Source organism: Sandaracinaceae bacterium (genome assembly GCA_016706685.1).
In the GTDB taxonomy this organism is placed as follows: Bacteria; Myxococcota_A; Polyangia; order Polyangiales; family Houyiibacteriaceae; genus JADJJE01.
The window spans coordinates 275,170-290,587 of record JADJJE010000012.1 but is presented as its reverse complement, the minus strand read 5'-3'; the positions used below and the strand labels follow the sequence as shown (position 1 = coordinate 290,587).

The following is a 15,418-nucleotide window of genomic DNA, read 5'->3' as shown; positions in this document are numbered from 1 at the left end:
GGCCGAGAGTACGACGTGAACGCTATCTTTTTGAAACGAAACTTGTAGACTCCGCTTCCGCTGAAAGCGTCCCGACACGGTGATCAAGGTTCACGACATCCATCTCCGCTTCAAGGCCCCCGTCCTTCGCGGGGTTTCCCTAGAAGTTCCGCATGAGTGCATCTACGCGCTCATCGGCCCCGGTGCGGCCGGCAAGAGCGTGCTCTTCAAGACGATCGCCGGGCTGCTCACCCCCGAGTCGGGCCAGGTCTGGATCGACGGCGAAGAGGTCACCTTCCACGACGAACTCAAGCTCGCCCAGCTGCGCCGGAAGATCGGCTACCTCTTCCAGAACTACGCGCTGTTCGACAAGAGCGTGGGCGACAACATCGCGTTCCCGCTGCGGCGCCTGTTCGACAACCTCAGCGAAGAAGAGATCGCAGAGCGCGTGTCCGAGCGCCTCATGCGCATGTCGCTCCCCGGCTTCGAGAACCGCAACCCGTCCAGCCTCTCGGGCGGCCAGAAGAAGCGCATCGGTGTGGCCCGCGCCACCGTCATCCGGGCGCCGTACATCCTGTATGACGAACCCACGGCCGGCCTCGACCCCGTCACCAGCCAGCGCATCTGCAACCTCATCCGCGACGAAGCGCGTGAGCAACGCAGCACCGTGATGATCGTGTCCAGCGACATCAAGCGCGTGCTCAGCATCGCCGACCGGGTGGGCATGCTCCTCAACGGCGAGCTCATCTTCGACGGCACCCTCAGCGAGGCGTGGGCGTCCACCAACCCCTACGTGCACCAGTTCATCCGAGGCGAGACAGAGGGCCCCCTATGAGCAACGGAACCTCGACGTCGCTAGCCATCCCCGAGCGGATGGGCGCTGCGATGCTCGACATCGCCGAGCAGGTGGGCGGCATCGCCATCATGGCCGGGCAGATCCTGCGGCGCGCCATGCCGTGGAAGATCGACCGCTACGAGTTCGTCCGCAACATGTACCGCATGGGCGTGAAGTCGCTGCCCATCCTCGCGGCCACGGCGTTCTTCGTGGGCGCCATCATGGTCATCCAGGCCGCGCCGCTGGTCATTCGCTACAACGCCCGCAGCTTCGTGGGCTGGTCCGCCATCTACACCACGTTCCGCGAAATCGGCCCGCTGCTCATGGCGCTCATGTTCAACGGGCGCGTGGGCGCCAACAACACCGCCGAGCTCGGCACCATGGCGGTCACCGAGCAGCTGGACGCGCTGCGCGCGCTGGCCATCGACCCCATCACCTACCTGGTGGTGCCGCGCGCCATCAGCATCGTCATCATCCTCACGTGCCTGTGCATCATCGGCGACTTCCTGGCCATCGTAGGCGCCATGGGCATGGCCTCGGTCATGCTGGACGTGCACTGGATGCTGTTCCTCAACAGCGCCCTCCCCCGCCTGGAGCTCTGGGACTTCGCCGTCGGCGTCATCAAGGCCTTCCTCTACGGCATCATGATCGCGCTCAACTCCTGCTACTTCGGCCTCTCCACCACGGGCGGCGCGCCCGGCGTGGGGCGTGCCGTCAACCGCTCGGTGGTCGCGGCCGCCAGCGGCGTCTTCATCGCGGACTACTTGTCCACCTTCATCTTGGACTGACGCGAGCATGAGCACCGCCACCGCCAAGACCGCCGGTTCCGAGCCGCACGACCATGACCACGATCATGACCACGACGATGACGACGTCGAGGAGAGTCAGCTCGAGTTCTATGCGCGCGAGATCAAGGACCTCGCCGGCGTCTTCAGCCGCACGCTGTATTACTGCGTGCGCGGCAACCGCGAGAAGGGCGACATCGCCCGGCAGATGTACGCCATCGGCAACGGCTCCATGTTCTTCATGGGCATCACCATGGCCTTCATCGGGGCCATCGTGGCGTACCAGATGGGCTTGCAGACCCGCAAGATCATCCCCGACATGTCGCTCTTGGGCGCCACGTTCCTGAAGCTCCAGGTGCGCGACCTGATCGCCTCCGTGGGTGCCATGCCGCTCGCCACGCGCGTGGGCGCCGGCATCGCGGCCGAGATTGGCTCCATGGTGGTCACCGAGCAGACCGACGCGCTGCGCATGAGCGCCGCCGACCCGGTGGACTTCCTGGTGGTGCCGCGCTTCCTCGCGTCGGTGGTCATGGGCACCGTGGTGCTGTGCGTGGGCGGGGCCATCAGCATCTTGTCCGGCATGGTGGTCTGCATGGTCATGTTCGATGTGAACCCCAACACGTTCTTCAACTTCAGCATGCTGACGTCGGGCGACGTGATCCTGGGCCTCTTGAAGATGATCACGTATGGCGGGACCATCGCCATCGTCAGCTCCCAGCGCGGCCTGCGCACCTTCGGCGGCTCCGAGGGCGTGGGCATCGCCACCACCGAGGCGGTCGTCGGCTCGCTCTTCGGCATCATCATCTGGCAGTTCATCCTGAGCGCCGTGGGCTACGTCCTGTTGCCCGCCTGATCCCATGTCCATCATCTTCGAGAACATCCACAAGGCCTTTGGCCCCAAGGTCATCCTGAACGGGGTGGACCTCGAGATCGGTACGGGCGAGTGCTTCTTCATCATCGGCGGCTCGGGCGTCGGGAAGAGCGTGCTCATCAAGCACCTCATCGGGCTGCTGCGTCCGGATGACGGCAACATCTACCTGGGCAGCCGGAGGCCCGAGGACGAAGTCAGCCGCAAGAGCGAGACCGAGATGTACCCGGTGCGCATGCGCTGCGCGATGGTGTTCCAGAACTCCACCCTGTTCGACTCCATGAACGCGGTGGAGAACGTGGCGCTGCCGCTCCGCAAGCACAAGGGCCTCTCCATGAACGAAGCGCTCGAGCAGGCCATGGTGCAGCTCGGGAAGGTGCACATGCAGGACTTCGCCAAGTCCTACCCGGCCGAGCTCGGAGACGGCATGCGCAAGCGCGTGGCCATCGCCCGCGCGCTCACGCTGGACCCGGAGTACGTGCTCTTCGACGAGCCCACGACCTCGCTCGACCCGATCAGCGCGCGCCGCGTGGACGCCATGATCCGCGAGCTCTGTGATGTGGTCGGGGTGACGAGCATCGTCGTCAGTCACGACCTGGTGTCGATCGAGTCGATCTCGGATCGCATCGCGATGCTGTATAAGGGAACCGTTCGCCTGCTCGGTACGTGGGCGGACTTCGAAAACACCGACGACCCCGTGGTGAGGCAGTTCATCCGGGGAGAGGCTGAAGGGCCGATAGAGCTATGAGTAAAGGTGGAATGTCCCTCGAGGTCCGAGTCGGCCTGCTGATCCTGGTGGCCGTCGTGCTGCTGGGCGCGTTCGTCATCACAATCGGTGGCTTCACCGGTGAAGAGGGAAAGACCCTCTACATCGACTTCGACCACCCCGGAAACGTGCTGGGCGGCGCTCCCGTCAACATCGGCAACATCCGCGTGGGCCGGGTCGAGGAGATCGAGTACCGCGGCGGTACGCTGGACCCGGACACGGGCCGCAGCCCGCTCATCCGCATCCGGCTCGAGATCCAGGCCTCGTACTTCGACAGCATCCACGAGGACGCACGCGTGTACGTGACCTCCACCAGCATCGTGGGTGAGAGCCTCATCGCCATCGATCCCGGCAGCCAGGACCGGCCCGTGGTGGCGGACGGTCACATCCTCGTGGGCATCGACCCTCCGCGCATGGACCAGGCGTTCGCCATGATGTTCGAGCTGCTCGAGAACATCCACGGCCTGTTGCGCGACAACCGCGAGGAGCTGGACTCGCTGCTCTCGGCGGCCGCCAACATGGTGCGCTCGCTGGACGGCATCTTCACGCGTCACGGCGACCGCATCGACCGCATCATGCAGAACATCGAGACGGCCACCGACCAGACCAACGACCTGCTGGGCAACGCCAACGAGCTCATCACCGGGCCCCGCGTGCAGCGCACCCTGCGCAACGTGGACGGCATCACCAGCAGCATCAACCGCGAGATCGACCCGCTGCTGGCCGACGCGCGCAGCATCGCCACCAAGGTGGACGACCTGCTGGACATGCTGGGCGAAGAGCAGCAGACCCAGATCCAGAGCACCATCCGCGACGTGTCGGACATCGCTCACCGCGGCACGGGCATCACCGAGGACGCCGAGGAGATCGTCACCCACATCCGCCAGGGCCGCGGCACCGTCGGCGCCATGCTCATGGACGAGGAGATCTACGACGACGTGCAGGAGATGCTGCGCGACCTGAAGCACAACCCCTGGAAGCTCTTCTGGCGAGAGTGACCTGGCCCCGCCTCTGGCCACAGCCGCGGCCGGCAGCGCCCGAACGGGCGTTGACATCACGCATCCCCCCCTGCTAACTAATTGAACGGGTCGACGCGATCTCGACCCACGGAGCAGCACCACCGATGTCCGATCAGAAGGAATCCTCCGTCCTATTCAACCTCAAGGAGCTCATGAACCTTGAGGAGGACCGCATCCATTCGGAGGCTGAAGCGGCTCAAAAGGCAGCTGAGGCCGAGCGGGCGCGCATTGCCGCCGAGGTGGCGGCGCGCAAGGCCGCGGAAGAAGCCCGTATCCGTGCCGAGCAGGAGGCCGCCGCGGCCGCCGAGCGTGCTCAGCGCGAAGAAGAAGAGCGCCTGCGTCGTGAGGCCGAAGAGGGTGCGCTGCGTGTGCGCCTCGAAGCCGAAGCGGCCGCGCGCGCCGAAGAGCAGTCTCGCCTGCTGGCCCACGAGCAGAAGCTGGCCACCATCGAGGCCGAGAAGAAGAAGGGCGTGCACCCGGGCATCATCGTGGGGCTCATCCTCCTGGTGGTGGGCGGCGGTGTCGGCGCCTACTTCGGCTTCGTGAAGCCGCAGCTGGACGAGCGCGACCAGGCGGCGCGCGTCGCAGCCGAGCAGGCCGAGCACGAGCGCCTGGCCCGTGAGGCCGAGCGCACCCGCCTCAACGCAGAGGCCGAGACGGCTCAGGCCGAGGCCCGCGCCGCTCGCGAGGCAGCCGCAGCCGCCCAAGCCGCCGCTGCAGCCGCCGCGGCTAGCATGAGCACGGGTGGCAGCACGGGTGGTGGCGGTCGTCGCCCGCGTCCGGGCACGTCGTCGCCCGGGTCGGACACCAGCACCATGATGGGCGGCAGCAGCAACCCGCTCAGCGGCCTCGACTTCTGAGCGGAGGCCGAGCATGAGCCAAGTCCATGGCAGCCCTCACGCGCCGAGCGCGCGTGAGCGGCTGGTGCTTCCTCTCGATGTCACGGACTTGCTCACCGCCCGTCGCTGGATAGACCAGCTGGCAGGCGAAGTTGGCGTCTTCAAGGTGGGCCTCGAGCTGTTCACGGCGGCGGGGCCCGACGCCGTGCGCGCTGTGCACGACGCTGGGGCCGCCTGCTTCCTGGACCTCAAGCTGCACGACATCCCCGCCACCATGGCGAAGGCCACGGCGTCTGCGGCGCGGTTGGGTGTGCGCTTCCTCACGGTGCACGCGGTGGCTGGGCCGGCGGCGCTCCGCGCCGTGGCCGCCGAGGCGGGGGACACCACCTTGCTGGCCGTCACGGTGCTCACCAGCATGGACGACGACGAGCTGGAGACCGTGGGCCTCGCGGGCCCTGCCGACCGTGCTGTCGAGCGCCTGGGCGGGCTGAGCGTGGCGGCCGGTGTGGGAGGCCTGGTGTGCTCGCCGCTGGAGGTGGCCATGCTGCGTGAGCGGCTGGGCACGGCGCCCACCCTGATGGTGCCGGGTGTGCGGCCAGCAGGGGCGGCGCACGGTGACCAGAAGCGCATCGCCACGCCCGGCAGCGCCATCGAAGCCGGCGCAGACTTCCTGGTGGTGGGGCGCCCCATCCGCGACGCCGCAGACCCCGTGGCCGCCGCGCGCGCCGTGGTGGACGAGATGCAGGGCGCGCTCGCGCGGCGCAGCCAGGCCTTCGCGTGAAACGCATCCTCACGGGGCCGCGCTTCGTGGCCGAGGCGCTGCGCGGTGGCGCCCGGCAAGACGTGCACGTGGTCTACGTGCACGAGGGCGACAGCGAGTCGCTGCGCGAGGTGCGCGAGCTGGCCGAGCGCGCCAAGGTGCGCGTGGAAGAGCGCTCGCGCGAGGCGCTGGACGGCCTGTCCAAGGGCGTGAAGCACCAGGGCGTGGTCGCCATCACGGGCGAGTACCCCTACGTGGAGGTCGCCGAGCTGCTGGCCAGCGGGGGCCCCTGCCCGCTGTTCGTCGCGCTCGACAGCCTGACCGACCCGCACAACTTCGGCGCCATCGTGCGCAGCGCAGTGGCTTTCGGGGCGCATGGCATCCTGGTGCCCAAGCACAACGCGGTGGGCGTCACGCCCGTGGTGGTGCGCGTCTCGGCCGGCGCCACCGAGCGCGCGCGCATCGCCCGCGTGACCAACCTGCAGCGCACCCTCATGACCCTGGCCGACGCGGGCATGCAGGTGGTGGGCCTCGACGGTGACGGCGACACCGACATCTACGCCCTGCCCGAAGCGCCGCAGGGCCGCGTGGTGGTCATCGGCTCCGAGGGCGAGGGCATGCGCCGCATGGTGCGCGAGCGCTGTACGCTGATAGCGAAGATCCCCATCTCGGACGAGGCCGAGTCGCTCAACGCGTCGGTCGCTGCTGGCATTGCGCTGTCCCAGGCGCGCCGCCAGATGTCCGCCTGAACAACTCACCTCTCGAACGAACGGATGCGACGATGGAAACGTGGATGATCATTCAGGGTGCGGGCGGTGTGGGCGCGCTGCTGTGCTTGGTCGGCGCCGTGCTGGCGTGGAAGCGCGGCAAGAAGCCCCTCGCCGTGCTGGCCGTGCTGCTGGCGGGCGTGTGCGGGTTCTTCGTGGTGAACGCCACCGCGTTCGTGACCACCGACGCCGAGGCCGAGATCGAGGCCCAGATCGACGACTTCGACGCGCCCCTCTGACGCCGCTCAATCAGCGACGGGGGTGCGCCGCACCAGCTTGTCGGTTGGGAGCGCGGCGGCGAACGCGTCGGCAGCCGCTCGGCTCGCCGCGGCCTCCACACAGTCGAACGTGACGCGCACGCGGTAGCCGGGGTCGCTCAGCACCAGGTAGCTGCCGATGGTCACCGTGGGGTGCGCAAACGTGAGCTCCGTGAGCAGCGCGGCGATCTCGCCCTCGTCGCAGTGCGTGTACACCGTCTGGTTGAAGAAGCGCTGCCCCTCGTCCAGGCGCTCGCGCAGGGCGTCCAGCTTGCGCTCGAAGATCTCGGGCACTCCCGGCAGGATGTACACGTTGCCGCACAGCACCGTGGGCCAGCCGCTCTTGGCGTTGCGCACCAGCTCGGCGCCCTCCGGCATGTTGGCCATCCGCAGGTGCGCGGGGGTCACGATGTCGCCGAAGTGCGCGCGGATCATGGCGGCGATCTCGGGCGACTCCACCACGGGGCGCCCGAACGCGGCGGCCACCGCATCGATGGTGATGTCGTCGTGCGTGGGCCCCACGCCGCCGCTGGTGAACACGATGTCGTGTCCGGCGCGCAGCTGGTTCAGCTCGCGAACGATGATGTCCATCTCATCGGGGCAGACCACCACCTGCCGCAGCGCGATGCCCAGCTCGAACAGCCGCTTCGCCAGGTAGCGCGTGTTGGTGTCTTCGATCTTGCCCGTGAGGATCTCGTTCCCGACCATCAGGGCGGCGGCTGTCTTTGGCACGCCGCGAGAATAGCGTGTAGCGTGGCCGCGAGGAACATCATGGAAACGACGGCAAACGGGTGGAAGGTGCTGGACCGCGCGGCAGGGGTGCTCATCTACGAGTACAGCTTCGCCAAGCAGGGCTACGCGAACACGTTCGTGGCGCGCATGGCCAACGACAAGCTGCTGGTGGTGAGCCCCGCCACGCGCATCAGCGACGCGGCTCTCGATGACCTGCGCGAGTTCGGCGAAGTGGGCGCCGTCATCGCACCGAACGGGTTCCATCACCTGGGCGTGGCGGAGTGGCGCACGAAGTTCCCCAGCGCGCGCTTCTTCGCGGCGCCCGAGACCGTGCTGCGCGTGCGGCAGAAGAACCCCGGCGCGGGCGCCTTCGAGCCCATCAGCCTGGTGCCGCTCGTGGCTGGCCCGCGCATCGGCATCGGCGAGGTGGAGAACACCAAGTGCGGCGAGACCTGGGTCTGGGTGCAGGTGGACAGCGGCCACATCTGGTTCGTGTCGGACATCCTGGCCAACATCCCCAAGCTGCCCAGCAACCCCGTGGCCAAGCTGTTGTTCTGGCTCAGCAAGAGCGCCCCCGGCTACAGGGTGTTCCACTTGGCCATGAGGTTCATGGTGAAGGACAAGCGCGCCACGTTGCGCGCGTTGTCGGACGAGATGAAGCAGCGCCCACCCAGCATGGTGGTGCCTGCGCACGGCGTGCCGCTCGAGGGGGCCGACGTGGCGGAGAAGACTCAGGCGCTGCTGGCCGCGAACATGGGGTGAGAGCGGGCGACCGCAATGGCTCGAGTCTGCTGCAAGCGACAATGGGCACCCCCGGCTGGAAGCCGGGGGCAGCAGACCAGGCCTCGGCCTACCGAAAGTCCGCCCTTGGGCGGACTACGTGATCGACAACAGGGTGTGTTCTACCAGGGTGGCCGGACGCCGTGTCTGAGTACCTTGGGTAGGGCAAACCCTGCTGGCAGCCACGTAGTCCGCCGCCGAAAGGCGGGGGACTTTATGCCCATCAGCCACCTGGTTTGCTGCCCCCGGCTTCCAGCCGGGGGTGCCCATTGGACCTTGCAACAAGGCGAAACCGTTGCCGCGAAGGGCTACCGCGGGATGGGCCGGAGCGTGATGCGCAGCGTGGTGGTGCCCGGCGGAGGTCCAGCTCCACGTCGTGGGGGAAGTAGCCGTCGGCCTCCACGCTCACTTGGTGGCGCCCGGCGGTCAGGCGTGGCGGCCGCGCGGCCAGCACCCTTGCGCTGCCCGCGTCGCGGTCATCGATGCGCACGCGCGCGTTGTCGGGCTCGGCCACCACCATGAGGCGCGTGGGCTCACCCGGGTGCTGCTGAGCACCGCAGGCAGCGAGCGCGCCCACCAGGAGCGTGCCGAGGACCAGCCGCACCATCACTCCCACTCGATGGTGGAGGGCGGCTTCGACGAGATGTCGTAGCAGACGCGGTTGGCGCCGCGCACCTCGTTGATGATGCGCGTGGAGGTCTTGGCCAGCACCTCGTGGTCGATGCGCGCCCAGTCGGCCGTCATGCCGTCGCGCGAGGTCACGGCGCGCAGCGCGATGACGTACTCGTAGGTGCGCTCGTCGCCCATGACGCCCACGGTCTTGACCGGCAGGATGACCGCGAAGCTCTGCCAGATCTTCTCGTACAGGCCCGCCGCGCGGATCTCCTGCTCGAAGATGGCGTCGGCCTCGCGCAGGATGTCGAGCTTCTCGCGCTCGATGGTGCCGGGGCAGCGCACCGCCAGGCCGGGCCCCGGGAACGGCTGACGCTGCAGCACGTCGTGCGGCATGCCCATGGCCTTGCCCACCTCGCGTACCTCGTCCTTGAACAGCAGGCGCAGCGGCTCCACCAGCGACAGGTTCATGCGCTCGGGCAGGCCGCCCACGTTGTGGTGGCTCTTGATGACGGCGCTCGGGCCCTTGAACGAGACGCTCTCGATGACGTCCGGGTAGAGCGTGCCCTGCACCAGGTGCTTCGCGTCCTTGATCTTCTTGGCCTCGCGGTCGAAGACGTCGATGAACACCTTGCCGATGATCTTGCGCTTGGTCTCGGGGTCACTCACGCCCGCGAGCGCGCCCAGGAATTCTTCAGACGCGTCCACGTGCACCACCTTGAGGTGCAGGTTGTCCGCGAACATCTCCATGACCTTCTTGCCCTCGTCCTTGCGCAGCAGGCCGTTGTCCACGAAGATGCAGGTGAGCCGGTCGCCGATGGCCTTGTGCACCAGCATGGCGGCCACCGACGAGTCCACGCCGCCGGACAGGCCACAGATGGCGGCGCCCTCCCCCACCTGCTGGCGGATGGCGGCCACGCTCTGCTCCACGAAGTTGCCGGGCGTCCAGTCGGCCACCACGCCGGCCGTGTCCACCAAGAACGCGCGCAGCATGTCCACGCCGCGCGGGGTGTGCACCACCTCGGGGTGGAACTGCACGCCATAGATGCGGCGCGCCTCGTTGGCCACGGCGGCGAAAGGGCTGTTGCCCGAGGTGGCCACCACCTCGAAGCCCTCGGGGAGCGCAGCCACGCGGTCGCCGTGGCTCATCCACACGTCCACGTCTTCGCCCTCGCTGAACGCCGCCAAGAGGCCCACGGCCTTGTGGATGCGGATCTGCGCGGGCCCGTACTCACGCTCGGTGGCGGCCTCCACGCGCCCGCCCAGCAGGTGGCTGGTGAGCTGCATGCCGTAGCAGATGCCCAGCACCGGCACGCCCAGCTCGAAGACGCCCTTGTCCACCGTGGGGGCTCCGGGGGCGAACACGCTGGCGGGCCCGCCGGACAAGATGACCGCCGCCGGAGACAGCGCGCGCAGCGCGTCGAGGGTCATCGTGCAGGGCTGGATCTCGCAGTAGATCTGCAGCTCGCGCACCCGACGCGCGATGAGCTGGGTGTACTGAGAGCCGAAGTCGAGGATGATAACGGGGGACCGCGCCATGATGGCCGAGGCGTATCACGCAGAGCAGAGGCGCGCGAGCAGCTGCGTGTAGAGCCCTGTGGCGTGCTCGAGGTCTTGCACGCGCAGGGTCTCGTCGGGCTGATGGGCCACCGAGATGCTGCCTGGCCCCATGACCACCGTCTCCATGCCCAACTCGGTGAGGTACGGCGCCTCGGTGCCGAACATGACGGCGATGGACGCTGCCCCGGTGACCTCTTCGCAGGCGTGCACGAAGGGCGAGTCCGCCGGGGTCTCGAAGGGCGGCACGCCGTCCACAAGCGCCCCGCACTCGGCGCTCAGGCCCAGGCCCACGATGGCCTCCTGCACGGCGCGCGAGAGCTCCGCGCGGATGGCCTCGGGCAGCATGCCCGGCAGTGGGCGCACGTCGTAGTACAGCTCGCAGCGCGCGCAGATGCGGTTGGGGCTGTCGCCGCCGAACACCTTGCCCAGGTTGAGCGTGGGGCTCGGCACGCTGAAGCTCGCGTCGTGGTAGCGCGCCGCGAAGTCCGTGCGCACACGGCCCAGCGCTTCGATCACGCGGCCCATGCCCTCGATGGCGTTGCGGCCGAGCGAAGGGTCGCTCGAGTGCCCCGCGCTGCCCTCCAGCAGCACGCGCTCCATCATGACGCCCTTGTGCTTGCGCACGGGCCGCATGCCGGTGGGCTCACCGATGATGGCGTGCCGCCCGAGGCGCCGCCCCTCGCTCACCAGCTGCTGCGCGCCCCACATGGTGCTCTCTTCGTCGGCGGTGGCCACCAGCACCACCGGCTTCCGCAGCGCTCCCGCGCCCAGCGTGCGAACGGCGTGCAGCGCACAGGGGAAGAAGCCCTTCATGTCCGCCACGCCCAGGCCATAGAGCGAACCGTCGTCGCGCTGCGTGAGGGTGAACGGGTCCGTGTGCCACTGGTCCCGGTCATAGGGCACCGTGTCGGTGTGCCCCGAGAACACCAGGCCCCCCGGCTGGTCGGCAGGGCCCAGCGTGGCGATCAGGTTGGCCTTGTGGGGCGAGCGCTCGAGCGGCACCACCTCGACGCGGAAGCCCAGCTGCTCGCAGAGCTCGGCCAGGTGGTCCACCACGGCGCGGTTGCTCTGGTCAAAGCTCGGGTCGGGCGAGCTGACCGAGGGCGTGCCCACCAGGGTGCGCAGGATGTCCACGTGAGAGGGCAGCGTCGGCATGCTCGGCATCGTACTCCTCATCGCACTGGTGTAGGCTGCGCGCCATGAGTGACCCCTCCTCCGTCATCAACCTGGCGGTCTTCTGCGATTTCGAGAACGTCGCCCTCGGCGTGAGGGACGCCCGCTACGACGCGTTCGACATCCAGCTGGTGCTGGCCCGCGTGCTCGACAAGGGCAAGGTCGTTGTCAAGAAGGCCTACGCCGACTGGGACCGCTACAAGGCGGCCAAGCGCCCCATGCACGAGGCGGCGTTCGAGCTCATCGAGATCCCGCACGCGCGCATCAGCGGCAAGAACTCGGCCGACATCCGCATGGTGGTGGACGCGCTCGACCTCTCGTACACCAAGACGCACGTGGACGGCTTCGTGCTCATCACGGGGGACAGCGACTTTTCGCCGCTGGTGAGCAAGCTGCGCGAGAACGACAAGGTCGTCATCGGCGTGGGCGTGAAGAACAGCACCAGCGACCTGCTGGTGGATAACTGCGACGAGTTCATCTACTACGACGACCTGGTGCGCGCGCAGCAGGGCCGCAGCATTCGCACGGTGGCCAGCCGTGGACGCGGGAAGAAGGGCAGCAGCCCCAACAACGCGGCGAGCGCTCCCGGGCCCACGCCCAGCACGCCGCCGGCCGCCGCCGCAGGCGCCGCAGCCTCCACGGGCACCGCGCGCAAGTCGGACCCGGGCGCCAAGGACGCGCCAAAGGACGCCCCGAAGGACAAGGACGCGGCCAAGCCCGGCAAAGAGGCCAAAGACGCCAAAGACGCGGCGCGCGTGGCACAGCCCACCCCCGAGGCCCCCGGCACGCCCGAAGAGGCGCTCGAGATCGTGCTCGAGACCGTGGAGTCGCTGTTCGCCGACCGCGACGGCAACCTGTACGCGTCCATGGTGAAGCAGGTGCTCAAGCGCAAGCGCCCCAACTTCTCGGAGGCCTACCACGGCTACCGCACGTTCAATCAGCTCATCGAGGACGCGGGCGCCCGCGGGCTGCTGGAGATCCAGAAGGACGAGCGCTCGGGCGGCTACGTCATCCTGAGCTTCGGCCCGGAAGCCTGAGCAGGCCCGCACGGCCTCGACCACGGTGGGGTTGTTGCGCGGCCCGGGGAGCGTTACAAGAGCCCCATGACCGCCTTCCTCGACCCTTCGCTCCGCCCCCAGGCCATCGGGATTCCCTCCATCGTCGAGACGACGCACCGCGGCGAGCGCGTGTGGGACATCTGGAGCCGTCTGCTCAAGGACCGCATCATCTTCCTGGGCACGCCCATCGACGACCACGTGGCCAACCTGGTCATCGCGCAGCTGCTGTTCCTCGAGAGCGATGATCCGGACAAGGACATCACCATCTACATCAACAGCCCGGGCGGCATCGTCACGGCCGGCCTCGCCATCTACGACACCATGCAGTACGTGCGCTGCCCGGTGGCCACGGTGTGCATCGGCCAGGCGGCGTCCATGGCGGCCCTGCTGCTGGCGGCCGGCTCGAAGGGCATGCGGCGCGGGCTGCCGCACAGCCGCGTCATGATCCACCAGCCGCTGGGCGGCTACCAGGGCCAGGCCACGGACATCGAGATCCACGCCAAGGAGATCCTGTCGCTCAAGCGCCGGCTCAACGAGATCATGGCCGCGCACACCGGCAAGAGCTTCGAGCAGGTCACGCACGACACGGAGCGCGACAACTTCCTCAACGCCGACGAGGCGCAGGCGTACGGCATCCTCGACGAAGTGATCAACACCCGGAAGTCGGGCGTGGAGAAAAAGAAGAAGAGCAAGTGAGCGAGCGCGCGCCCATCGAGCTGACCCTGGTTCGCCACGGCGAGTCGACCTACAACGTCACCGGTCGCTGGCAGGGTCAGGGCGATGCGCCGCTCAGCGAGCTGGGCAAGCAGCAGGCAGCCCGCGTGGGCGCCCGCCTGGCCGGCGAGACGTTCGACAAGGTGGTCAGCTCGGACCTCACGCGCGCGCACCACACGGCGCTCGCCACGGGCCACCCGGTGGACGTGCGCCGCGAGTGGCGCGAGATCGACGTGGGCCGCTGGGAGGGGCTCACGCGCGAAGAGGTGGCCGAGCGCTACCCCGATGAAGTGCACGGCGCGTTCTCGGGCGAAGACGTGAAGATTGGCGGGGCAGAGTCCTGGGCCGACCTGAGCGCGCGCGTGGACCAGGCCATGCTCACCCTGCTGCGCGAGCTGCAGCCCGGTGCGCGCGCCGCGGTGGTGGCGCACGGTGGCGTCATCGCCAGCCTGCTGTCGGGCATCTTGGGGCTCACCGAGCACCGCCCGCGGCCCATTGGGCGCATCTCCAACACCGCCATCAGCCGCCTGCACATCTGGATGGACGCCGCGCACCAGGCCCCCGCGCACGCGCGCCTGGTGGGCTTCAACGACGCCACGCACGCCTTCACCGTGCCGGCCTGGGCTGCCGAGATGCAAAAGACCGGGCACGTGCTCACCACGCTGGTGGCCGACGGTGCAGCGCCCCCGCTGCACGCCTTCCCGCGCGTGGACGAGGCCGCCGCCGAGCACGTGAGCCGCGTGGCCGGCGCAGGCGACGTGGCCCGCGGCCTGGCCGACGCGCTGGGTGTGCCCTTCGAGCCCATCACGCTTACCGCCGGCGCCGAGCGCGCCATGGCCGCGCTGCCCATCGCGCCAGGGCGCCGCGTGGTGGTGCTGCCCCCCGCCGACATCGCGCGCCTGGCGGGCGAGCGCATGCGGCACGCGCCAGACGGTCCGTCGTCGGTGGCCCTGCCCCAGCCGGGCAGCAGCACCAACGTGGTGGTCACGAGCAAGGGCCTCACCTTCGCCGACTACAGCGCCGTCCCGCACGAGGGCTGAGCGAGCATGCCGGCGCCCCCCGCGCACACGGCCCCGGAGCGGCTCCCCGCCAGCTGGCGCGCGCTGCTGGGGGCGCTCCTGCTGAGCAGCGCGCTCTTCGCGCTGAGCGTGCCGCTCGCGCCGCGCTTGCCCGTGTCCACGCTGCTGGGCGCGCTGCTGGCGTTCTGCCTGGTGTCGCTGGTCATCACGGCCGTGGCGGTGCTCACGCCCACCGCCAGCGTGCGTCAGCTGGTGGGCCTGCTGGTGCCGCCGCTCGTGCTGGCCGGCCTGGTGCTGGCGCGCCCGGCCCTGCCCACGGCGGTGGAGGCCTGCGCCATCAACGTGGCGCTGCTCGGCTTCGGGGCCTTGCTGGGCGGCGCCGTGGGGGGCCGCGTGGACCACGCCGGGCACCTGGTGCTGCTGGCCTGGGTGGCCTCCGTGGTGGACGTGCTGAGCGTGTTCGCGCCCGAGGGCCCCACCGCCCAGATGGTGCAGAGCCCCGAGGTGGCCCTGCCGCTGGTCACGCTGAGCTGGCCCATCTTCGGGACCGCCAGCGTCGAGCCCTTGATTGGCGTGGGCGACGTGACCATCGCCACGCTGTACGCGGCCGCAGCGCGCGCCACGCACCTGCCGCGGGTGCGCGTGATGCTGGGGCTGCTGCTGGGCTTCGCGCTCACCTTCGCCGCCCTGGTGGTGTTCGAGCGCGCCCTGCCCGCCCTGCCCATGCTGAGCTTCGCCGTGGTGCTGGCGCTGGCCCCGCACTCACTGCGCGTGCCCCCCGCCGACCGCAACAAGGGCTTCGCCTTTGCGGCGCTGGTCACGGTGCTGGCGGTGGCCCGTTTGGGCGCCTGGGCGGCCACCCCATAAATCCATAGACCGGCGGGCGCACCAGGGT

At 69.0% G+C, this 15,418-nt stretch carries 16 protein-coding genes and 2 pseudogenes; 14 read left to right on the top strand and 4 right to left on the bottom strand.

Annotated elements, in window-relative coordinates; all coding sequences use genetic code 11:
- The first annotated feature begins 79 nt into the window (after positions 1-79).
- The 9 genes from IPI43_16260 to IPI43_16220 all read left to right on the top strand — a co-directional run bounded on the left by IPI43_16260 (position 80) and on the right by IPI43_16220 (position 6,857).
- On the top strand, positions 80-814 hold the full coding sequence (locus IPI43_16260; protein MBK7775659.1) for an ATP-binding cassette domain-containing protein: 735 nt from the start codon (positions 80-82) through the stop codon (positions 812-814).
- Complete coding sequence (locus IPI43_16255) at positions 811-1,602, top strand: ABC transporter permease (GenBank protein MBK7775658.1); 792 nt, start codon at positions 811-813, stop codon at positions 1,600-1,602. The genes IPI43_16260 and IPI43_16255 overlap by 4 nt, the downstream gene beginning before the upstream one ends.
- Positions 1,603-1,609: 7 nt before the next feature.
- The gene (locus IPI43_16250) at positions 1,610-2,452 is read left to right on the top strand and encodes an ABC transporter permease (protein ID MBK7775657.1); all 843 of its coding nucleotides are present in this window, start codon (positions 1,610-1,612) and stop codon (positions 2,450-2,452) included.
- Between the two features lie 4 nt (positions 2,453-2,456).
- Positions 2,457-3,215: an ATP-binding cassette domain-containing protein gene (locus IPI43_16245; GenBank protein MBK7775656.1), complete on the top strand. Its 759-nt coding sequence runs from the start codon at positions 2,457-2,459 to the stop codon at positions 3,213-3,215.
- Between the two features lie 11 nt (positions 3,216-3,226).
- The gene (locus IPI43_16240; protein MBK7775655.1) at positions 3,227-4,231 is read left to right on the top strand and encodes an MCE family protein; all 1,005 of its coding nucleotides are present in this window, start codon (positions 3,227-3,229) and stop codon (positions 4,229-4,231) included.
- Positions 4,232-4,356: 125 nt separating this feature from the next.
- Positions 4,357-5,112: a hypothetical protein gene (locus IPI43_16235; protein ID MBK7775654.1), complete on the top strand. Its 756-nt coding sequence runs from the start codon at positions 4,357-4,359 to the stop codon at positions 5,110-5,112.
- A 13-nt stretch (positions 5,113-5,125) separates the two neighbouring features.
- Positions 5,126-5,872 (top strand): orotidine-5'-phosphate decarboxylase, encoded by a 747-nt coding sequence (gene pyrF / locus IPI43_16230; protein MBK7775653.1) that lies wholly within the window; start codon positions 5,126-5,128, stop codon positions 5,870-5,872.
- Entirely contained in the window at positions 5,869-6,600 is a 732-nt protein-coding gene (gene rlmB / locus IPI43_16225) for a 23S rRNA (guanosine(2251)-2'-O)-methyltransferase RlmB (protein ID MBK7775652.1), read from the top strand. The genes pyrF and rlmB overlap by 4 nt, the downstream gene beginning before the upstream one ends.
- Positions 6,601-6,632: 32 nt before the next feature.
- A complete protein-coding gene (locus IPI43_16220; protein MBK7775651.1) occupies positions 6,633-6,857 on the top strand; it encodes a hypothetical protein in 225 nt (74 codons plus the stop codon).
- A 6-nt stretch (positions 6,858-6,863) separates the two neighbouring features.
- Here the strand turns inward: IPI43_16220 and IPI43_16215 are convergent, their stop codons facing one another.
- Positions 6,864-7,607: a competence/damage-inducible protein A gene (locus IPI43_16215; protein MBK7775650.1), complete on the bottom strand. Its 744-nt coding sequence runs from the start codon at positions 7,605-7,607 to the stop codon at positions 6,864-6,866.
- Between the two features lie 39 nt (positions 7,608-7,646).
- Here IPI43_16215 and IPI43_16210 point away from each other — a divergent pair, with 39 nt between their 5' ends.
- Positions 7,647-8,369, top strand: a complete 723-nt coding sequence (locus IPI43_16210; GenBank protein ID MBK7775649.1) for a hypothetical protein — start codon at positions 7,647-7,649, stop codon at positions 8,367-8,369.
- A gap of 241 nt (positions 8,370-8,610) precedes the next feature.
- On the opposite strand, the gene IPI43_16205 is transcribed toward IPI43_16210, so the two are convergent.
- The 3 genes from IPI43_16205 to argE are packed head-to-tail and all read right to left on the bottom strand — an operon-like array spanning position 8,611 to position 11,714.
- Complete coding sequence (locus IPI43_16205) at positions 8,611-8,994, bottom strand: PEGA domain-containing protein (protein MBK7775648.1); 384 nt, start codon at positions 8,992-8,994, stop codon at positions 8,611-8,613.
- Positions 8,994-10,538, bottom strand: a complete 1,545-nt coding sequence (guaA, locus tag IPI43_16200; GenBank protein MBK7775647.1) for a glutamine-hydrolyzing GMP synthase — start codon at positions 10,536-10,538, stop codon at positions 8,994-8,996. The genes IPI43_16205 and guaA overlap by 1 nt, the downstream gene beginning before the upstream one ends.
- Before the next feature lie 15 nt (positions 10,539-10,553).
- The gene (argE, locus tag IPI43_16195) at positions 10,554-11,714 is read right to left on the bottom strand and encodes an acetylornithine deacetylase (GenBank protein ID MBK7775646.1); all 1,161 of its coding nucleotides are present in this window, start codon (positions 11,712-11,714) and stop codon (positions 10,554-10,556) included.
- 44 nt (positions 11,715-11,758) lie between these two features.
- Here argE and IPI43_16190 point away from each other — a divergent pair.
- The 4 genes and pseudogenes from IPI43_16190 (at position 11,759) to IPI43_16175 (ending at position 15,390) form a co-directional block, all read left to right on the top strand.
- Positions 11,759-12,232 (top strand): annotated as a pseudogene (locus tag IPI43_16190) (NYN domain-containing protein).
- Between the two features lie 603 nt (positions 12,233-12,835).
- A complete protein-coding gene (gene clpP / locus IPI43_16185; GenBank protein ID MBK7775645.1) occupies positions 12,836-13,486 on the top strand; it encodes an ATP-dependent Clp endopeptidase proteolytic subunit ClpP in 651 nt (216 codons plus the stop codon).
- Positions 13,483-13,686 (top strand): annotated as a pseudogene (locus tag IPI43_16180) (histidine phosphatase family protein). The gene clpP and the pseudogene IPI43_16180 overlap by 4 nt, the downstream one beginning before the upstream one ends.
- 864 nt (positions 13,687-14,550) lie before the next feature.
- Positions 14,551-15,390: a hypothetical protein gene (locus IPI43_16175; protein ID MBK7775644.1), complete on the top strand. Its 840-nt coding sequence runs from the start codon at positions 14,551-14,553 to the stop codon at positions 15,388-15,390.
- The last annotated feature ends 28 nt before the right edge of the window (positions 15,391-15,418 follow it).

Bases quoted from the DNA above. Each gene is read 5' to 3' on its own strand.
- IPI43_16255 (MBK7775658.1), top strand. From the start codon at position 811: ATGAGCAACGGAACCTCGACGTCGCTAGCCATCCCCGAGCGGATGGGC.
- IPI43_16250 (MBK7775657.1), top strand. From the start codon at position 1,610: ATGAGCACCGCCACCGCCAAGACCGCCGGTTCCGAGCCGCACGACCAT.
- IPI43_16245 (MBK7775656.1), top strand. From the start codon at position 2,457: ATGTCCATCATCTTCGAGAACATCCACAAGGCCTTTGGCCCCAAGGTC.
- IPI43_16240 (MBK7775655.1), top strand. From the start codon at position 3,227: ATGTCCCTCGAGGTCCGAGTCGGCCTGCTGATCCTGGTGGCCGTCGTG.
- IPI43_16235 (MBK7775654.1), top strand. From the start codon at position 4,357: ATGTCCGATCAGAAGGAATCCTCCGTCCTATTCAACCTCAAGGAGCTC.
- pyrF (MBK7775653.1), top strand. From the start codon at position 5,126: ATGAGCCAAGTCCATGGCAGCCCTCACGCGCCGAGCGCGCGTGAGCGG.
- IPI43_16220 (MBK7775651.1), top strand. From the start codon at position 6,633: ATGGAAACGTGGATGATCATTCAGGGTGCGGGCGGTGTGGGCGCGCTG.
- IPI43_16210 (MBK7775649.1), top strand. From the start codon at position 7,647: ATGGAAACGACGGCAAACGGGTGGAAGGTGCTGGACCGCGCGGCAGGG.
- IPI43_16205 (MBK7775648.1), bottom strand. From the start codon at position 8,994: ATGGTGCGGCTGGTCCTCGGCACGCTCCTGGTGGGCGCGCTCGCTGCC.
- guaA (MBK7775647.1), bottom strand. From the start codon at position 10,538: ATGGCGCGGTCCCCCGTTATCATCCTCGACTTCGGCTCTCAGTACACC.
- argE (MBK7775646.1), bottom strand. From the start codon at position 11,714: ATGCCGACGCTGCCCTCTCACGTGGACATCCTGCGCACCCTGGTGGGC.
- clpP (MBK7775645.1), top strand. From the start codon at position 12,836: ATGACCGCCTTCCTCGACCCTTCGCTCCGCCCCCAGGCCATCGGGATT.
- IPI43_16175 (MBK7775644.1), top strand. From the start codon at position 14,551: ATGCCGGCGCCCCCCGCGCACACGGCCCCGGAGCGGCTCCCCGCCAGC.